11 protein-coding genes are annotated in these 14,998 nt (G+C 70.0%); 6 read left to right on the forward strand and 5 right to left on the reverse strand.

The features are described 5' to 3' along the window. Nucleotides 1-388: 388 nt before the first annotated feature. A complete protein-coding gene (locus KLK06_RS12450; protein ID WP_214635574.1) occupies nt 389-1,021 on the forward strand; it encodes a hypothetical protein in 633 nt (210 codons plus the stop codon). Between the two features lie 138 nt (nt 1,022-1,159). Here KLK06_RS12450 and lanL read toward each other — a convergent pair whose 3' ends face one another. Together lanL and KLK06_RS12460 are read right to left on the reverse strand one after the other, a co-directional pair. Further along, nucleotides 1,160-3,736 carry a class IV lanthionine synthetase LanL gene (gene lanL / locus KLK06_RS12455; protein WP_214635575.1) on the reverse strand — a complete coding sequence of 859 codons (2,577 nt, stop codon included), beginning with the start codon at nt 3,734-3,736 and terminating at the stop codon, nt 1,160-1,162. 143 nt (nt 3,737-3,879) lie between these two features. Then, complete coding sequence (locus KLK06_RS12460; RefSeq protein ID WP_214635576.1) at nt 3,880-4,050, reverse strand: SflA family class IV lanthipeptide; 171 nt, start codon at nt 4,048-4,050, stop codon at nt 3,880-3,882. 270 nt (nt 4,051-4,320) lie between these two features. On the opposite strand from KLK06_RS12460, the gene KLK06_RS12465 reads away from it, so the two are divergent. Then, nucleotides 4,321-6,210, forward strand: a complete 1,890-nt coding sequence (locus tag KLK06_RS12465) for an ABC transporter ATP-binding protein (RefSeq protein ID WP_214635577.1) — start codon at nt 4,321-4,323, stop codon at nt 6,208-6,210. Between the two features lie 43 nt (nt 6,211-6,253). Further along, the gene (locus tag KLK06_RS12470) at nt 6,254-7,117 is read left to right on the forward strand and encodes a MauE/DoxX family redox-associated membrane protein (RefSeq protein ID WP_214635578.1); all 864 of its coding nucleotides are present in this window, start codon (nt 6,254-6,256) and stop codon (nt 7,115-7,117) included. A 1-nt stretch (nt 7,118) separates the two neighbouring features. Here the strand turns inward: KLK06_RS12470 and KLK06_RS12475 are convergent, their stop codons facing one another. Next, nucleotides 7,119-7,763, reverse strand: coding sequence for an HAD family hydrolase (locus tag KLK06_RS12475; protein ID WP_214635579.1), 645 nt, complete (start codon nt 7,761-7,763; stop codon nt 7,119-7,121). A 106-nt stretch (nt 7,764-7,869) separates the two neighbouring features. Between KLK06_RS12475 and KLK06_RS12480 the strand changes: the two genes are divergently transcribed. After that, nucleotides 7,870-8,961, forward strand: coding sequence for a glycerophosphodiester phosphodiesterase (locus KLK06_RS12480; RefSeq protein WP_214635580.1), 1,092 nt, complete (start codon nt 7,870-7,872; stop codon nt 8,959-8,961). Between the two features lie 25 nt (nt 8,962-8,986). On the opposite strand, the gene KLK06_RS12485 is transcribed toward KLK06_RS12480, so the two are convergent. Beyond that, nucleotides 8,987-10,522, reverse strand: a complete 1,536-nt coding sequence (locus tag KLK06_RS12485) for a long-chain fatty acid--CoA ligase (protein ID WP_214635581.1) — start codon at nt 10,520-10,522, stop codon at nt 8,987-8,989. Between the two features lie 182 nt (nt 10,523-10,704). Between KLK06_RS12485 and KLK06_RS12490 the strand changes: the two genes are divergently transcribed. Together KLK06_RS12490 and KLK06_RS12495 are read left to right on the forward strand one after the other, a co-directional pair. Next, nucleotides 10,705-12,249, forward strand: a complete 1,545-nt coding sequence (locus KLK06_RS12490) for a GMC family oxidoreductase (protein WP_214635582.1) — start codon at nt 10,705-10,707, stop codon at nt 12,247-12,249. Between the two features lie 31 nt (nt 12,250-12,280). After that, nucleotides 12,281-13,534 (forward strand): cytochrome P450, encoded by a 1,254-nt coding sequence (locus KLK06_RS12495; protein WP_214635583.1) that lies wholly within the window; start codon nt 12,281-12,283, stop codon nt 13,532-13,534. Here the strand turns inward: KLK06_RS12495 and KLK06_RS12500 are convergent. Next, entirely contained in the window at nt 13,509-14,948 is a 1,440-nt protein-coding gene (locus tag KLK06_RS12500) for an FAD-dependent oxidoreductase (protein ID WP_214635584.1), read from the reverse strand. The two genes, KLK06_RS12495 and KLK06_RS12500, sit on opposite strands and share 26 nt — an antisense overlap. Between the last annotated feature and the right edge of the window lie 50 nt (nt 14,949-14,998).

Below are 14,998 nucleotides of genomic sequence, written 5' to 3' on the forward strand. Positions count from 1 at the left end.
ACCGCGCCAGGACCGTCCCAGACGGCCGAACCGTTGCATGTCAGAGCCCAGATGACATCCCATGGTCCCGGACGCCCGGGACATTGTGGCCTACTCCTGGCCAGCGTGCCAAGCGGCAATGACGGCACGTGACAACCCACCGCCGGAGAGGAACCACCTGGCGTCGGTCGTGGTCGGCGACGGTGTGAGTCACCGGGGACATCCGTCCCATGGTCGTACGTCGGCGCAGCTCAGAGGCCGGTTTTGCTCCCAGCGTCCCAGGGACGCGTCGGCATGTAGCGCTGGGACGAGGGATCTGTGAGTCTGCACGCATCGGGGATGGAGTGGCCGGTACGCGCCGGCGCTCAAACGTCATCGCCATACGCCAGACCACGAGTTAGGACATCTCATGGCATCAGGCAAGTCCCGGGGGCTCCGCCACATCGCGATCCTATTCGCGGTGGCCGTAGCGGCGGTCGGCTTACCGGCTCCCACCGCGGCGAGCGCGGACGACGCGCCCAGCGCCCAAGTCCAGGTCCAGGTCCAGGTCCAGCCGACGATCGGAGACGACGGCAAGCCGACGAATCTCGCACCGAAGCCCACCGGCCTCACTCCACTACAGCCCACCCCCAACGCGACACCCAGCGTCGAAGGTTCCACCGCGGCGACGGTCCTTGTCGAGTGTTGCGGTCTGGTCGTCCGCTACGACAGCATCCAGAACCTCGTCGTCGCGGCGAACATCAACGCCACCAACGTCGGCAAGGGGTCGAACTGCAACATCTGGAACTGGGGCGGCGGCAACGTCTGGAATCCAGTGAACCCCGGCGGGAACTGTGACACCAGAAGCATGAACGGCCACACCTACAGCTGGGCGATCTGGTCGGACACCGATGCGTTCACCGTCCAGTACGAGGCGTACTGGCTGAACTTCCATGGATCGTGGCGCAGACTGGGCGCCAACGTCTACACCAAGATCAATGGCGCGGAGACGGCGAAGTGCTACAGAGAGTCGGATGGCGTCAACTGCTACGTCGTCTACTAGCTGGCCGGCTGATCAGCCCGGCCACGTAGTTCAGCGTTGAACGCGACAAAGAGCTTCTGGTGTTGACGGTGATGGTTGTGGTGATCAACCCGTCCGCCAGGAGCTCTGCCATGTCATGAGGCAAACGCTGGTCATCCATTAGGGGAGGCGCCAGTTCGCCGTCCACAGGCGGGGGCCGGTGCGGCGGTCGAGGCGGCGGAGGAATGACAGGACGCCGGACGCGCCGGTCGCCCAGGTGTAGCCGGGCTTGTCGAGGTCGTTGCCGGTGAAGACCGGTGCGGAGAACTCGCCGCCCGCGCGCATCAGCATCAGCTCGACGACCTCCTCGGCGCCCCGCCAGTATGCGTCGTCGCCGGTGGCCATCGCCAGGTCGATCAGTGCTTCGCCGATGCCCGACAGACCGCAGCACTGGGACACGACCCACGCCTGCGGCGCGATGGCCAGGCTCGCGCGGGCGCCGCGCTCCGCGAGATCGAGGTAGCGGTCCTCGCCGTACGCGGTGGCCGCGTGTGCCAGCGGGCCGAGGATGCCGGAGACGCCCTGGCACCAGGACGCGCCCATGGCCTTGGCGTCCGGTCCGGTGAGCTCGCCGAGCATGGCCTCGGTGGCGGTGGCCAGCGACTCGAAGCGTTCCCTGGCCGCCTGGCCGGCGTCGGGGTCGCCGGTGGCCTCGTGGTAGGAGAGCAGGAACTCCGCGCAGCCGGCGGCGCCGTGGGCGAAAGCCATCTCCACGTTCACCCCCGAACCGGCCTGGGCCGGTGCCACCGCGTCCTTGGAGTCCGTCACCTCGCCGGAGATGAGCAGTCTGGCGCATTCGGCGGCTACTTCCAGGTGACGGGGATCCTGTTCCAGCGCGGCCAGCGAGAGGTGCCCCGCGCCGATCCCGGCGACGCCGTGCGCCTGGTCCGCGCGCTGTTCGCCCGCCAGGACGATCGGCCCGGGGTCTGGCAGCTCGGGGACGGCGGTCAGTCGCGCGGCGGTGAGGAACAGCGCCGTTCCGGTCCGGCCGAAGTAGAGCGCCGGGGGGAGCGCGGTGGGCGGCATGACGCGGGCCGTCCAGCGGGCCAGGTCGGCGGCGACGGCCTTGGCCTCGGGGTGGTGCAGCAGTTCCATGCCGATCCCGGCCGACCCGCCGTAGACGTTCGTGACCGGCGGGCTCGCCGTGCGGTCCGCCGGGCCGTCCATCAGGCCCTCGGCGAAACGTACGCACGCGCGGGTGGTGTGGTCGAGGACCCGCGACAGCAGATCACCGCTGAACCGCACCCCGTCAGGCCGCGACACCGCACGGCCCGGCCGTCCGGCTCCGGCCCTCATGTCGGCCGCGGCCGCCACGCGCTCCTCGGCGTCGAGGCTGAGCAGGCGGGGAACCAGCCCGATGACGCCCGTCGTGACGCCGGGGAACATCCGGGCCAGGCACATCACCGTCCGTTCGACGTTCCGGGCCTGGTCGGAGTCGATCATGATGGGGTTCATCCCGGTCGCCGCGAAGAACAGCGTCGCCCCGAGCGAGAAGTAGTCGTCGGCGGGCTCGGAGGGACGATCCTCCTGCTGGCCGGGCACGCTGTAGCCGCGGCTCCATCCGGGAAGCTGCAGCCCCTCGTACCTGCTGTTGCCGAAGTCGATCAGCGTGCAGGCGCCGTCCTCGCCGAGCACCACGTTCTTGGGGGAGAAGTCCCTGACGACGACGCCGCGCGCGTGCACGGCGTCCAGCACCTCCAGCAACCGGCCCGCCAGCGCGGCGAGGTCCCTGCCGCCGCTGGTCTCGGTGAAGTCGCTGTCCTCGGTGAAGCGGCCACGCTCGCCGACGAACCGGTTGAGGTCCAGGCTGCCGGCGTCGGTCATGACGAGGAACTCGTCGTCGCCGTGCCGGAAGTGGTCGATCGGCGTGGGGACGCCCGCGACGCCGTCCAGGGCCTTGAGGATGCGCAGCTCGTTGCGCAGGTACATGCGCAGGTCCCAGCCTTCGGCGTTCTCGCCCACGTAGGCGCGGGACTCCTTGACCACGACCGGCCTGCCGTCGGCGTCCTCGGCCCGGTAGACGTTGCCGCGCGGGCCGCGCGCGACGCCGGACGTGAGGCGGTACCGGTTGCCGATCAGCTTGGCGGGCGTCTCGCCGGTGCCCTGCCCATCGGTGCTCTCCCGGGACGGGCCGGGGACGCTGCCCTGCGGGCGGAACGGGTCGGTCGCCCACGGCGGGCAGTCGAACTCGGGTCCTGCCGCGCCCGGCAGGTGCTCGCCGTCGGGGCCGACAATGATCAGTTCGAAGTCGCCGTTCTCGTCTACGCGGTACTGGGGGGCGAAGGGGGCGTACCGGTAATAGACCGGCGCGTCGGGGCGCACCCGGCGATCGCTGACGATGCGCGGCGCGGCCAGCCCCGCCAGTGCCTCGGCCAGCCGGTGACCGAGGGGGACGACCTCGTCCGGCTGCGGGTAGACGGTGATGGCCTTGCCGACCGCGCCCGGGTCGAGGTCTCCGGAGTTGAGTTCCGCGAGCTTGTCGGGCGAGCGGGCGACCTTGAAGTCGCAGGACACACCGGCCAGGACGGGCAGGACCCGGTCGAGCGTGGCGGCCAGGGTGCCGGGACGGGCGGAGACGTGCAGCTTCCAGCCCTGGTTGGGCGTCGTCGCACGCGGGTCGTGAACACTGACCCAGGTGTCGCCTTCGTAGATTTCCCTACTATTCGACTCGGCAAAATGGGTAAGAGTGACAATCACATTTACTGTCAACGGGAAAACCCTTCTGCGCCGGGGCGGCCGGATGCTCCAAGAAAGGCCACCGGAAGTGCGCCGATGGCCTTTCCACCGCGTTACGGAACAAGTCGTGCGTCGCCGCAGACGCCGAACGCGTTACCGCGCGATTACACGATCGAAGGGCAGCAGGGGAATGTCGAGCACACGGTGCGCTTGCAGGTGTTGACGCAGGCCTGCGGGCCGTGGAGCAGCGCGGTGAGCTCGCCTTCGAAGTCGATGGCGAGGTCCTCGTACTCCAGAGCGCCTGCGTCGCGGGGCTCAAGTGTAAGAACGGACATGAGGGCTCCTTCCTTGGCCACCGGTTGGGTGGCCGATGGTGGATTCGAGCCTCGGGACGGCACCGGGTAGGTGCCGTTACCCGCGCCCTGACCGCGATAGGAATCGCCTGTCGCGGCCAAACGGACGCATTATGTGCATATTTTCGCAACCATGTCCAGGCGCCTCTCAAGAAGGGCCAGGCCGCATCACCTCCGGGACAAGTCATTTACACCAGGGCTTTACGCTGACACATTGGTCACCTAGATTGGCTAGGTGATCTGGTCACCCGCATGAAGTCGTTCTGGAAGAAGCGACCCCCGGACGTTCCGGCGGACAGGTCGGGGCTGGCGGTCGCCTACTGGGAAAGTCATGACGACGAACTCTTGACGGCGAGCCTGTCGAAGATCGCGCGCCGCCTGCCGTACCTGGTGATGTCCGCGTTGCGGATGGCATGGGAGGCCCACCGCCGCGACACGATCATCGCGCTGGCCGGAAACCTGGCGGCCGGCGTCTTCACCGTCTACGGCCTGGTCGCGACCTCCGACGTGCTCGCCTCGCTGTTCGCCGGCGGGCCGACGCCCGAGCGCATCCGGGCGGCGCTGCCCTCGCTGGCGCTGGTCGCGGCCGCCGCCGGGCTGCGCGGGACGCTGCTGACCGCCGCCACCTGGGCCCAGGCGCGGCTCAAGGTACAGGTCGAACGGCTGGCCGAGACGCGGCTCTTCGAGCTGACCACCCAGGTGGAGCTGACCGCGTTCGACGACGACGAGTTCCACAACGCGATGCGCAGAGCCCGCGACAGCGGCGTGCCCGACGCCGCGGGCGTGGTCGAGGCGACGGTCGCCGTGATCGGCGGAGCCGTCGGCGTGCTGGCCTCGGCCGTGGCGCTCGGCCTCATGCACCCGCTCCTGACGCCGCTGTTGCTGGTCACGGTCGTGCCCGCGGGCTGGGCCGCGATACGGGCGGCACGCCTGCAGTATCAGGCGTACTACCGGCTGTCGGCCGCGCGGCGGCGCAAGTTCATGCTCTCGGACCTGATGGCCGAGCGGTTGCCCGCCGCCGAGGTGCGCGCGTTCGCGCTGCGCGACTTCCTGCTCGGCGAGTACGGGAACGTCGCCGACCTCGAACAGGACGTGCAACTCGACGTCGCGCGCCGCCGTGCAGTCACCAAGGCCGCCGGCGACCTGCTGACCGGCGCCGCGACCGTCGCCGTCTACGCCGCGCTCGCCGGGCTGCTGGCCGTCGGCGTCATCCCGCTCGCGGTGGCGGGCGCGGCCGTGCTGGCCATCCGCGCCGGCCAGCTGTCGCTTGCCGGGCTGGTGCAGATGATGAACCGGTTGTACGAGGCGGGCCTCTACTTCGGCGACTACCTGTCGTTCCGCGCGCTGGCCGCCTCGCGCGTACGACAGCCATCCGGTACGGCGGCGCCGGAACCGTCCGGGCGGCTGACCGCCGACCGGGTGACGTTCAGCTACCCGGGGGCGAGCCGCCCCGCGCTCACCGGGATCAGCGTCTCGGTGGGGTTCGGCGAGGTCATCGCCCTGGTCGGCGAGAACGGCTCCGGCAAGACCACGCTGGCCAAGCTGCTCGCCGGGCTGTACCGGCCGGACTCGGGGACGATCCGCTGGGACGGCGCCGACCTGGCCGACCTCGACACGCGCGGGCTCATCTCGGTGATCGCCCAGGACCACACCCGGTGGCCGCTGACCCTGCGCGAGAACATCCTCATGGGCCGCCCGCTGGACGAAGAGCGCCTGGCCGCCGCCGCGGCCGCCGCCGGGGCAGACGAGGTGGTGGCCGGGCTGTCGCAAGGGTACGACTCGCTGCTCGACCAGCGCTTCCGCGGCGGCCACGACCTGTCGGGCGGGCAGTGGCAGCGGATCGCCGTGGCCCGTGGCTTCTATCGCGACGCCGCCCTGGTGATCTTCGACGAGCCGACCTCCGCGCTGGACGCACGCGCCGAACACGCCCTGTTCGAGCGCATCCGCAAGCACGCCGACGGCCGCTCCATCGTCCTCATCACGCACCGGCTCGCCAGCGTCCGGTACGCCGACCGCATCTACGTCCTCGACCATGGGCGGGTGGCCCAGCAGGGCACGCATGCCGAGCTGATGGAAAGCGGCGGCCCCTACGCCGACATGTACACCCTCCAGGCCCAGGCCTACCGGGAAGCGGTCACATGACCTCCTGGCGCGATGTTCCCGAGAGCCTCTCCGAGGTGATCCGGTGATCATTCTGGCGTCGGCCTATGCGGCTCTGATCGCGGTCCTGCTGTACGCGGCCGTGAGCAAGGCGCGTGACCTGCCAGGATTCGCCGCCGATATCGCGGGTTACCGGCTGATCCCGCAGCGGCTCACGACCGCCGCCGCCGTCACGGTGGTGGGTGCGGAGCTGGTGGCGGCCGGGCTGCTCACCGCGCCGGCCACCCGGCGCTGGGGCGCACTCCTCGCGGCGGCGCTGTTCGCCGCCTTCCTCGCCGCGATGGCGTCCGTGCTGCGGCGCGGGCTGAGCGTCGGCTGCGGCTGCTTCGGCGACCACGACCTCGTCGGCCCCGCCACCGTGACCCGTACCGGCCTGCTCGCGGTGCTGGCGGTCATGGCCGCCGTCGCGGGAGCTTCCCCGTTCACCTTCGTCCACCTGCTGGTGGGAGCGGCGTACCTCGCGCTGACCTTCTTGCCGGTCCGGCTGATCGGAGCCGTGGAGCGCGGTCGCATCGGCCCCCGCCCCGGCACCCGCTGGGACGTGACCCCACAGGCCGCGGCCCTCACCCCGGAAAAGCTCGGCGTCCTGTACGCGCTGATAGGGCCGGCGTGCGGCGTCTGCAGCGCCATGCTGCCCGCCTTCGTCGCGGTAGAGCGGGTGGACGTCGTCCTGGTGAGCGCCGCGGAGGAGGGGCAGGTCCGCGACTACCTCGCCGCGCACGAGGTCGAGTTGCCCCTGGTCATCGATCCCGGGGTGTTCGACCGTCACGGCATCCCCTGGCCGCCGTACGCCGTGCTGACCGACCGGCGGGGCGTCGTCCTGGCGGCAGGCGGCGTAGCCGAGCCCGGCGCTCTCGACGCCCTGCTCGGCAACGGCCTTTCAGGGTGATCTAAAGGTCGGCATCCAGCATAGTGATCGCGTCCAGGACGTCGGTCACCTCATGGTCGGCCCCCGGGGATCGCCCCGCCGACTGGCCGCGGTCGATCCAGATCGTGCGGAGACCCGCGCCCCGCCCGCCCGCCACGTCCTTCTCCACGTCGTCGCCCACCATCCAGCCGCCGTCCGCCAGCGTGGTGCCGCAGCGTTGGGCCGCGATCTCGAACAGTTCGGCAGCCGGTTTGCTGAAGCCCTCGGCGTCCGAGATGGCCCAGCCGTCCACCCGGTCCACCAAGCCGCTGTGGTGGATCTTGCCGGATTGGTTGTCGGTCATGCCGTTCGTCACGATGCCCACCCTCCAGCCGGACAGGCGCAGCCGATCGAGGGACTCGAGTACGGCGGGGCGGCAGGTGACGAGGTGCGGCAGGCGATCCCGGTAGCCGCGCCACAGCGAGTCGGCCGACTCGGCGAGCGCGAACCGCTCGCGGACGTGGGTGAAGAAGGTGCTCATCGGCAGGGAGCCGTCGGCGTCCAGCTCGATCATCCAGGCCACGTCCGCCGAGCCCAGCCCTCTGTCGGCGGCGAACTCGGCGGCCCAGCGCCGGAAGGCGTCCAGGCGGTCGATCAGGGTGTTGTCGAGGTCGAAGAGTGCCAGCACGCCTCGGGATCATACAGATGTTCGATGGCGTGCGGCCGTCTTCTCCAGAACAGGTGATCACCCGGTCGTCACTCACCGGCCACCTTGCCGGTTTATCGTACGCGGCATGCTGACGCGCAGATTATTCGCGAGTGCCCTGGCCGTTCTGACCGGTGGTACGGTCGCCGTCGTGCTGCTCCAGCCCCACGCCGCCACGGCCGAGCGCCGCGGCCAGGCCCCCGTCGTCATCGGTCACCGCGGTGCCAGCGCCCATCGTCCCGAGCACACGCTGCTCTCGTACGAGGCGGCCATAGCGATGGGCGCCGACTACATCGAGCCCGACCTGGTCTCCACCAAGGACCACATCCTGGTGGCCAGGCACGAGAACGACATCACCGGCACCACCGACGTGGCGGCGCATCCGGAGTTCGCCGACCGGCGCACCACCAAGACGGTCGACGGGCGGCCGATCACCGGCTGGTTCACCGAGGACTTCACGCTCGCCGAGCTGAAGACGCTGCGGGCCAAAGAACGCGTGCCCGACCTGCGGCCCGACAACACGGCCTTCGACGGGGTGGCGGAGATCCCGACGTTCGAGGAGGTCGTGCGGCTCGCGCAGCGCCACGGCGTGGGCGTCTATCCCGAGACCAAGCATCCGACGTACTTCGACTCCATCGGCCTGTCGCTGGAGGAGCCGCTGCTCGACATCCTGAACGCCAACCACGTGCGCAAGGCGTACATCCAGTCGTTCGAGACCGCGAACCTGCGGGAGCTGCGTAAGAAGACCAGGCTGCCGCTGATCCAGCTCATCACGTTCGGCGGGGCGCCGTACGACTGGGTCGCGGCCGGCGATCAGCGTACTTATGACGACATGGTGAAGCCCGAGGGGCTGCGCGAGGTGGCCTCGTACGCGAGCGGGATCGGCGTGGACACCCGTCGCGTCGTGCCGGTGGGCGCGGACGGCAAGCTGGTGGAGCCCACCACGCTCGTCGAGGACGCCCACCGCAGGCGGCTGGATGTGCACGTCTGGACCATCCGCAACGAGAACTCCCAGCTCCCCCTCGACTACCGGCTGGGCAACCCGGCCAGCCCCGCCTTCCCGCGCGCCACCGGCGACGTGATGGGCTGGCTGACCAGGCTGCTCGACCTGGGCGTGGACGGCGCGTTCTGCGACGACCCGGCGATGGGCCGGGCCGTCGTCGCGCAGCGGTCCCGATAGGCGGGAGCCAGGCTGGAGAACAGGGCTACCTGAGCTCGCGCTTCAGGATCTTGCCCGTGGCGGTCATCGGCAGCGCGTCGCGGAACTCCACGACGCGCGGGTACTTGTAGGCCGCCATGTTCTCCTTGGCCCAGGCGATCAGCTCCTCCTCGGTCGTGGTCGACCCGGCGGTGCGGATCACGTACGCCTTGATCTCCTCGCCGTGCGAGTCGTGCGGCACGCCCACGACGGCCGCCAGCGAGACCGCCTCGTGCGTCATGAGGACCTCTTCGAGCTCGCGCGGGTACACGTTGAACCCGCCGCGGATGATCATGTCCTTGGAGCGGTCGATGATCGAGTAGTAGCCGTCGGCGTCGCGGGTGGCGATGTCGCCCGTACGGAACCAGCCGTCCCGCAGCACGTCGGCCGTCGCCTCAGGGCGCCCGTAGTAGCCCTTCATGATGTTGTGGCCGCGGATCGCGATCTCGCCGGGCCCCTCGCCCTCGATGGTCTTCCAGTCGCCGTCGATCAGCTTCATCTCGACGCCCCAGATCGGGGTGCCGACCGTGCCCGGCTTGGTGGGCCGGCCGAGCTGGTTGAAGCTGGCCACCGGGGAGGTCTCCGACAGGCCGTACCCCTCCAGGATGTCGAGGCCGAACGTCTGCTGGAAGTCCTTCAGCACCTCGACGGGCGAGGACGCCCCGCCCGCCACGGCGACCCGCAGCGTGGTCGGTACCTCGGCGCCCTCGGCGTGGATCTTGGTGAGCATGCCCCAGTACATCGTCGGCACCCCGGCGAAGAACGTGACGCCCTCCTTGCGCATGAGGGCGACCGCCTCGCCCGGCTCGAAGCGGGGCATCAGCACGACGGTGGCGCCGCGCAGGAAGCCGGTGTTCATGACGACGGTCTGGCCGAAGGAGTGGAACAGCGGCAGCACCGCCAGATAGGTGTCGCCCCCGTCGCTGCGCGGGAACATCTTGTCGCCGGCCATGGCGTTCAGCAGCATGTTCTGGTGGCTGAGCTCAGCGCCCTTGGGCTGGCCGGTGGTGCCGGAGGTGTAGAGGATCACGGCGGTGTCGTCGGGGGCCGTCTGCACGGTCTCGAACTCGCCGGGCATGCCACCGAGTGCCGCCCAGATCGACTCGCCGTACTCCGACTCGGTCGCCAGCGGCGTGGCGGGCAGCACGAAGAAGTGCTCGCAGCCCTCGGACCCCTCGAACCCGGCCTTGCCCCGCTCGCCCAGCGGCAGCTCGGGCGTGCCCTCGAAGCAGAACAGCGCCTTGGCGTCGCTGTCGTCGAGGTGGTAGGCGATCTCCCGCGACTGCAGCAGCACGTTGAGCGGCACCACCGTAGCCCCGGCCTTGAGGATGCCGTAGTAGACGAAGGGGAAGTACGGCAGGTTCGGGCAGGCGAGAGCGACCTTGTCGCCCTTGGCGATGCCACGCGAGACGAGCAGGTTCGCCACCTGGTTCGCCACTGTGTCGATCATCGAGTACGGCAGCCGCATGTCGCCGAAGACGAGGGCGGTGCCGTCGGGGGTGTTCCTGGCGCTGTCCTCCAGGACGATCGACAGGTTGAGCATGAGCGCCTTCCTCCCTGTATGCGGCTTGCGGCGCCATCATCGCAGGAAGGACATACCGACCGGTAGGTGCAAACTACATAACCTGCGGAACTCCGCTGGACGCCGCCCACCATGCTTGTATGGACGCCGTAGTCCGCCTGGAGTAAGCAAGTACCAGATTACTTACCCCTGGGAGGGGCGCGATGGAGTACGACTATGTGATCGTCGGGGCCGGGTCGGCGGGGTGCGTCCTGGCCAACCGGCTGTCGGCCGATCCCGGGGTGTCCGTGGCGCTGGTCGAGTCGGGCGGGCAGGACGACAAGCTGGAGATCCGCATGCCCGCGGGCTTCGCCAAGCTGTTCAAGACCGACTACGACTGGAACTACACGACCGCCAAGCAGAGCGAGATGTCCGGCCGGGAGCTCTACTGGCCCAGGGGCAGGGTGATCGGCGGCTCCTCCTCGATCAACGCGCAGATGTGGGTGCGCGGCTGCCAGCAGGACTACGACCAGTGGGGGATCCCCGGCTGGACGTACGACGACGTCCTGCCGTACTTCACCAAGGCCGAGCACCGCGTCGGCAGCAACGGCGGCGGCGTCTACGGCTCGACGGGCCCGCTGTTCATCTCCGAGCTGCGCAGCCCCAACGTCACCACCGCGGCCTTCCTCAAAGCCTGCGAAGAGCTCGGATTAGCACGGCTCGACGAGCTCAACGGCCGCTCCAACGAAGGCTTCAGCGCCACGCCCGTCACGCAGAACCGCGGCCGGAGGTGGAGCTCCGCCGACGCCTACCTGCGCCCGGCGCTGAAGCGGCCCAACCTGACCGTGATCACCGGCGCGACCGTGGACCGGGTGGTGTTCGACGGCGCGCGGGCCGTCGGCATCGAGCACGACGGCGGCGCGCAGGTCAAGGCCAAGCGGGAGGTCATCCTGTCGGCGGGCGCGATCGGCTCGCCGTACCTGCTCATGCGCTCAGGGGTCGGCGCGGCCGACGAGTTGCGCGACGCGGGCGTCACGATCGTGCGAGACCTGCCGGAAGTCGGCAAGAACCTGCAGGACCACCTGTCGACCGGCGTGTACGTGCAGTCCAAGCAGCCGGTCACGCTGACCAAGGCGGAGTCGATCGGCAACCTGCTCCGCTACATCGTGCTGCGCTCCGGCATGCTCACCACGAACGTGGGTGAGGCGGTGGCGTTCATCAGGACCTCGCCGGAGGAGCCCGCCCCCGACATCGAGCTGATCTTCGCGCCCGGCCCGTTCATCGACCACGGCCTCACGCCGCCGACCGGCCACGGACTGACCGTCGGCGTGGTACTGCTGCAGCCGGAGAGCCGCGGCCGGATCGGGCTGAACGGCCGCGAGGTGGTGATCGACCCCGGCTACCTGAGCAAGGAGGCCGACGTCAAGCGGCTCATCGCCGGGCTGAAGACGGCCAAGCAGGTCTTCGCCACCGCCGCGATGAAGGAGTACGCGGGCGGGCCGATGGCCCCCTACACGGGCCCGGAGAGCGACGCCGACCTCGCCCAGTGGATCCGCGAGCGCGGCGAGACCCTCTACCACCCGGTCGGCACCTGCCGCATGGGCACCGACGCGGAGTCGGTCGTCGACCCGTCGCTCAAGGTACGCGGCCTCGACGGGCTCAGGGTCGTGGACGTGTCGATCATGCCGACCCTCAACCGCGGGCACACGCACGCCCCGGCCATCATGATCGGCGAGAAGGGGGCCGAGCTCATCGCCAAGCGCTCTTGACGTAAGTGAGCGCTTGCAGAAGGCTTGGTTCATGACGATCTCCAGTGACCTGGACATCTCGCAGCTCATGTTCTGGGGGCTGCCCCAGGCCGAGCGCATGGCCGTCTTCCGCCGGTTGCGGCAGCTCGACCAGCCGGTGTTCCTGGCGGAGCAGGCTGTGCCGTTCATCAAGGGCGGCCCCGGCTACTACGCCCTCGTGCGCCACGCGGACGTGTCCGAGGCCAGCAGGAACGCGGCGGTGTTCAGCAGCGAGCCGTGCTCGAACAGCGTGCCGGACATGCCCCGCTGGCTGGCCGTGTACTTCGGGTCGATGATCAACATGGACGACCCGCGGCACGCGCGGCTGCGCAGGATCGTGTCCCGGGCGTTCACCCCGCGCATCCTGTCCAAGATGGAAGAGGACCTGGCCACGGCCGCCGCCGAGATCGTGGACCAGGCGATCGAGGAGGGTCCGGGCGACTTCGTGGCGCAGATCGCCGCCCGGCTCCCCGTCCGCGTCATCTGCGACATGATGGGGATCCCGGCGACATTTCATGACATGGTGCTTCGCCGGACCAACGTGATCCTCGGCAACGCCGACCCCGAGTACACCGGCATCGACCCCGAGTTCAGCCGCGTCAACGTGGCCCGCGGCCTGGCCAAGCTGCTGCACGCGGGCTTCTCCCTGAACCGGCTCGCCGCCCGCCTGGGCGACGAGCGGCGCAGGCATCCCACGGGCGACCTGGTCAGCCTGCTGGTCAACGGCGAGGAGCGGCTCACCTCGCAGGAGCTGGGCTCGTTCTTCATCCTGCTCGTGGTGGCCGGCAGTGAGACGACCCGGAACGCGATCGCCTACGGGCTCAAGCTCTTCACCGACCACCCGGACCAGCGGGAGCTGCTCCTGGACGACTTCGACGGCCGCGTCACCAAGGCGTGCGACGAGATCGTGCGCTACTCCACGCCGGTGATCCAGTTCCGCCGCACGCTCACCCGGGACCACGAGATGAACGGCATGAGCTACAAGAAGGGCGACAAGGTGCTGCTCTTCTACAACTCGGCCAACCGCGACGAGACGGTGTTCCGGGACCCTGACGCGTTCGACATCACTCGCGATCCGAACCCGCACGTCGGCTTCGGCGGCCCGGGCCCGCACTACTGCCTGGGCGCCCACCTGGCGCGCAGGGAGATGACCGTGATGTTCCGCGAGCTGTTCACCCGCCTGCCGGGCATCAGGTCGGAGGGGGAGCCCGACTTCCTGCTGTCCAACTTCATCAACGGGATCAAGCACCTGAAGTACACCTTCTGAGCGCCTCGGCGAGCCCTTCCTCGCCGCGCCAGGCCACGAACCCGTCCGGTCGTACGAGCAGTGTCCCGTACGGCCAGCCGTCGACCACGTGCACCGGCACGTCGAGCCCGGTCACCGGCTCCGCGGCGAACACGCAGAACGTCGAGCCGACCAGGTCGAGCGTGGAGCGCTCGCCGACCCAGACGTGCGGCAGCCGCGAGCCGGGCGAGCCGTCCAGCGTGAGCGTCACGTCCTCGGTCGAGGGCAGCTCGTCGATCGTGGCGCCGTAGCGGTAGCCCAGGTGGACGATGGGCGCGTTCACCGCCCCCGCCTCGGCGCGCAGCCGGGGCGCGTCCGGGCCGCCGTCGAAGTGCAGCCTCAGGTCGCGCGTCCGCAGCAGCGACTGCTCCATCACCAGCACCGCCACCGGGCGCCGCTCGTCGTGGTAGGTGTCGAGCAGGCCGGGCGCGGCCCTGCCCGACAGCACCCAGGCGAGCTTCCACGCCAGGTTGTGGGCGTCCGCGATGCCGGTGTTGAGGCCGAACGCCCCCGTGGGCGGTACGGCGTGCGCCGCGTCCCCGACCAGGAACACCCGGCCCAGCGACAGCCGGTCCGCCACCTGGGCGCGGCCCCGCCAGGACAGCACGCTGAGGATCTCGACCTCCAGGCCGGGGTCGCCGATCGCGGTCCTGATCAGGTCGGCGGTGGGCTCCTGGCCGGTGTGGAACACCCACTCGCTCTTGCCGTCGATCGTGATGATCATGCCGGGCGCCGCCGGGTTGGTGATCTCGCAGAGGCCGAAGGTGTACTCGCCGGTGAGCCCGCTCAGATCGGCGCGGAACAGGATGTTGTTCATGGAAGGACCGAGCACGCCGGGGCCCGACAGACCGATGCCGAGCTCCGCGCGCACCTTGCTGCGGGCGCCGTCGGCGGCGACCAGGTAGCGGGCCCGCAGCTCGGCCCCGTCGGACAGCCGCGCGGTCACACCCTCGCCGTCCTGCTCGACCGCGACCACGTCGGCCCCGTAGCGCACGGTCACGCCCAGGTCGCGGGCCGCGTCGAGGAGCACCGCGTCCAGCCGGTTCTGCGGGCAGGTGCCGCGGATCCGGGCCGGCGTGTAGTCCATTTTCGCGACGGTCTGGGCGCGGGTGGGGACGGTCTCGGCCAGGGCGGCCAGGTCGGCTCCCGCGAGCGTGTCAACGGTGATCTTGCCGAGGGTCCTGCCGGTCATGTTGACCGCCACCTCGTTGACGGCCTCCTCCAGGCCGACCTCGCGCAGTAGTTCGGCGGTGCGCATGCCCAGGCCGGTGGCGCGCGGATGGATCTGCGGTCCCGGCCGGCGCTCGACCACCAGGGCGCGGACGCCGTGGTGCGCCAGGAACACCGCCGCGCTCAGGCCCACCGTGCCGCCTCCGGCGATGATGACGTCGTGCATGGCGCTTCCCCTCTCGGTTGTGGGAACAGTGTTCCCGTTGATGGGAACAC

Origin of the sequence: Nonomuraea sp. NEAU-A123 (assembly GCF_018603905.1) — a bacterium.
GTDB lineage: Bacteria > Actinomycetota > Actinomycetes > Streptosporangiales > Streptosporangiaceae > Nonomuraea.

Bases quoted from the DNA above. Each gene is read 5' to 3' on its own strand.
- KLK06_RS12500 (WP_214635584.1), bottom strand. From the start codon at position 14,948: ATGCACGACGTCATCATCGCCGGAGGCGGCACGGTGGGCCTGAGCGCG.
- KLK06_RS12495 (WP_214635583.1), top strand. From the start codon at position 12,281: ATGACGATCTCCAGTGACCTGGACATCTCGCAGCTCATGTTCTGGGGG.
- KLK06_RS12450 (WP_214635574.1), top strand. From the start codon at position 389: ATGGCATCAGGCAAGTCCCGGGGGCTCCGCCACATCGCGATCCTATTC.
- KLK06_RS12460 (WP_214635576.1), bottom strand. From the start codon at position 4,050: ATGTCCGTTCTTACACTTGAGCCCCGCGACGCAGGCGCTCTGGAGTAC.
- KLK06_RS12490 (WP_214635582.1), top strand. From the start codon at position 10,705: ATGGAGTACGACTATGTGATCGTCGGGGCCGGGTCGGCGGGGTGCGTC.
- KLK06_RS12485 (WP_214635581.1), bottom strand. From the start codon at position 10,522: ATGCTCAACCTGTCGATCGTCCTGGAGGACAGCGCCAGGAACACCCCC.
- KLK06_RS12480 (WP_214635580.1), top strand. From the start codon at position 7,870: ATGCTGACGCGCAGATTATTCGCGAGTGCCCTGGCCGTTCTGACCGGT.
- KLK06_RS12465 (WP_214635577.1), top strand. From the start codon at position 4,321: ATGAAGTCGTTCTGGAAGAAGCGACCCCCGGACGTTCCGGCGGACAGG.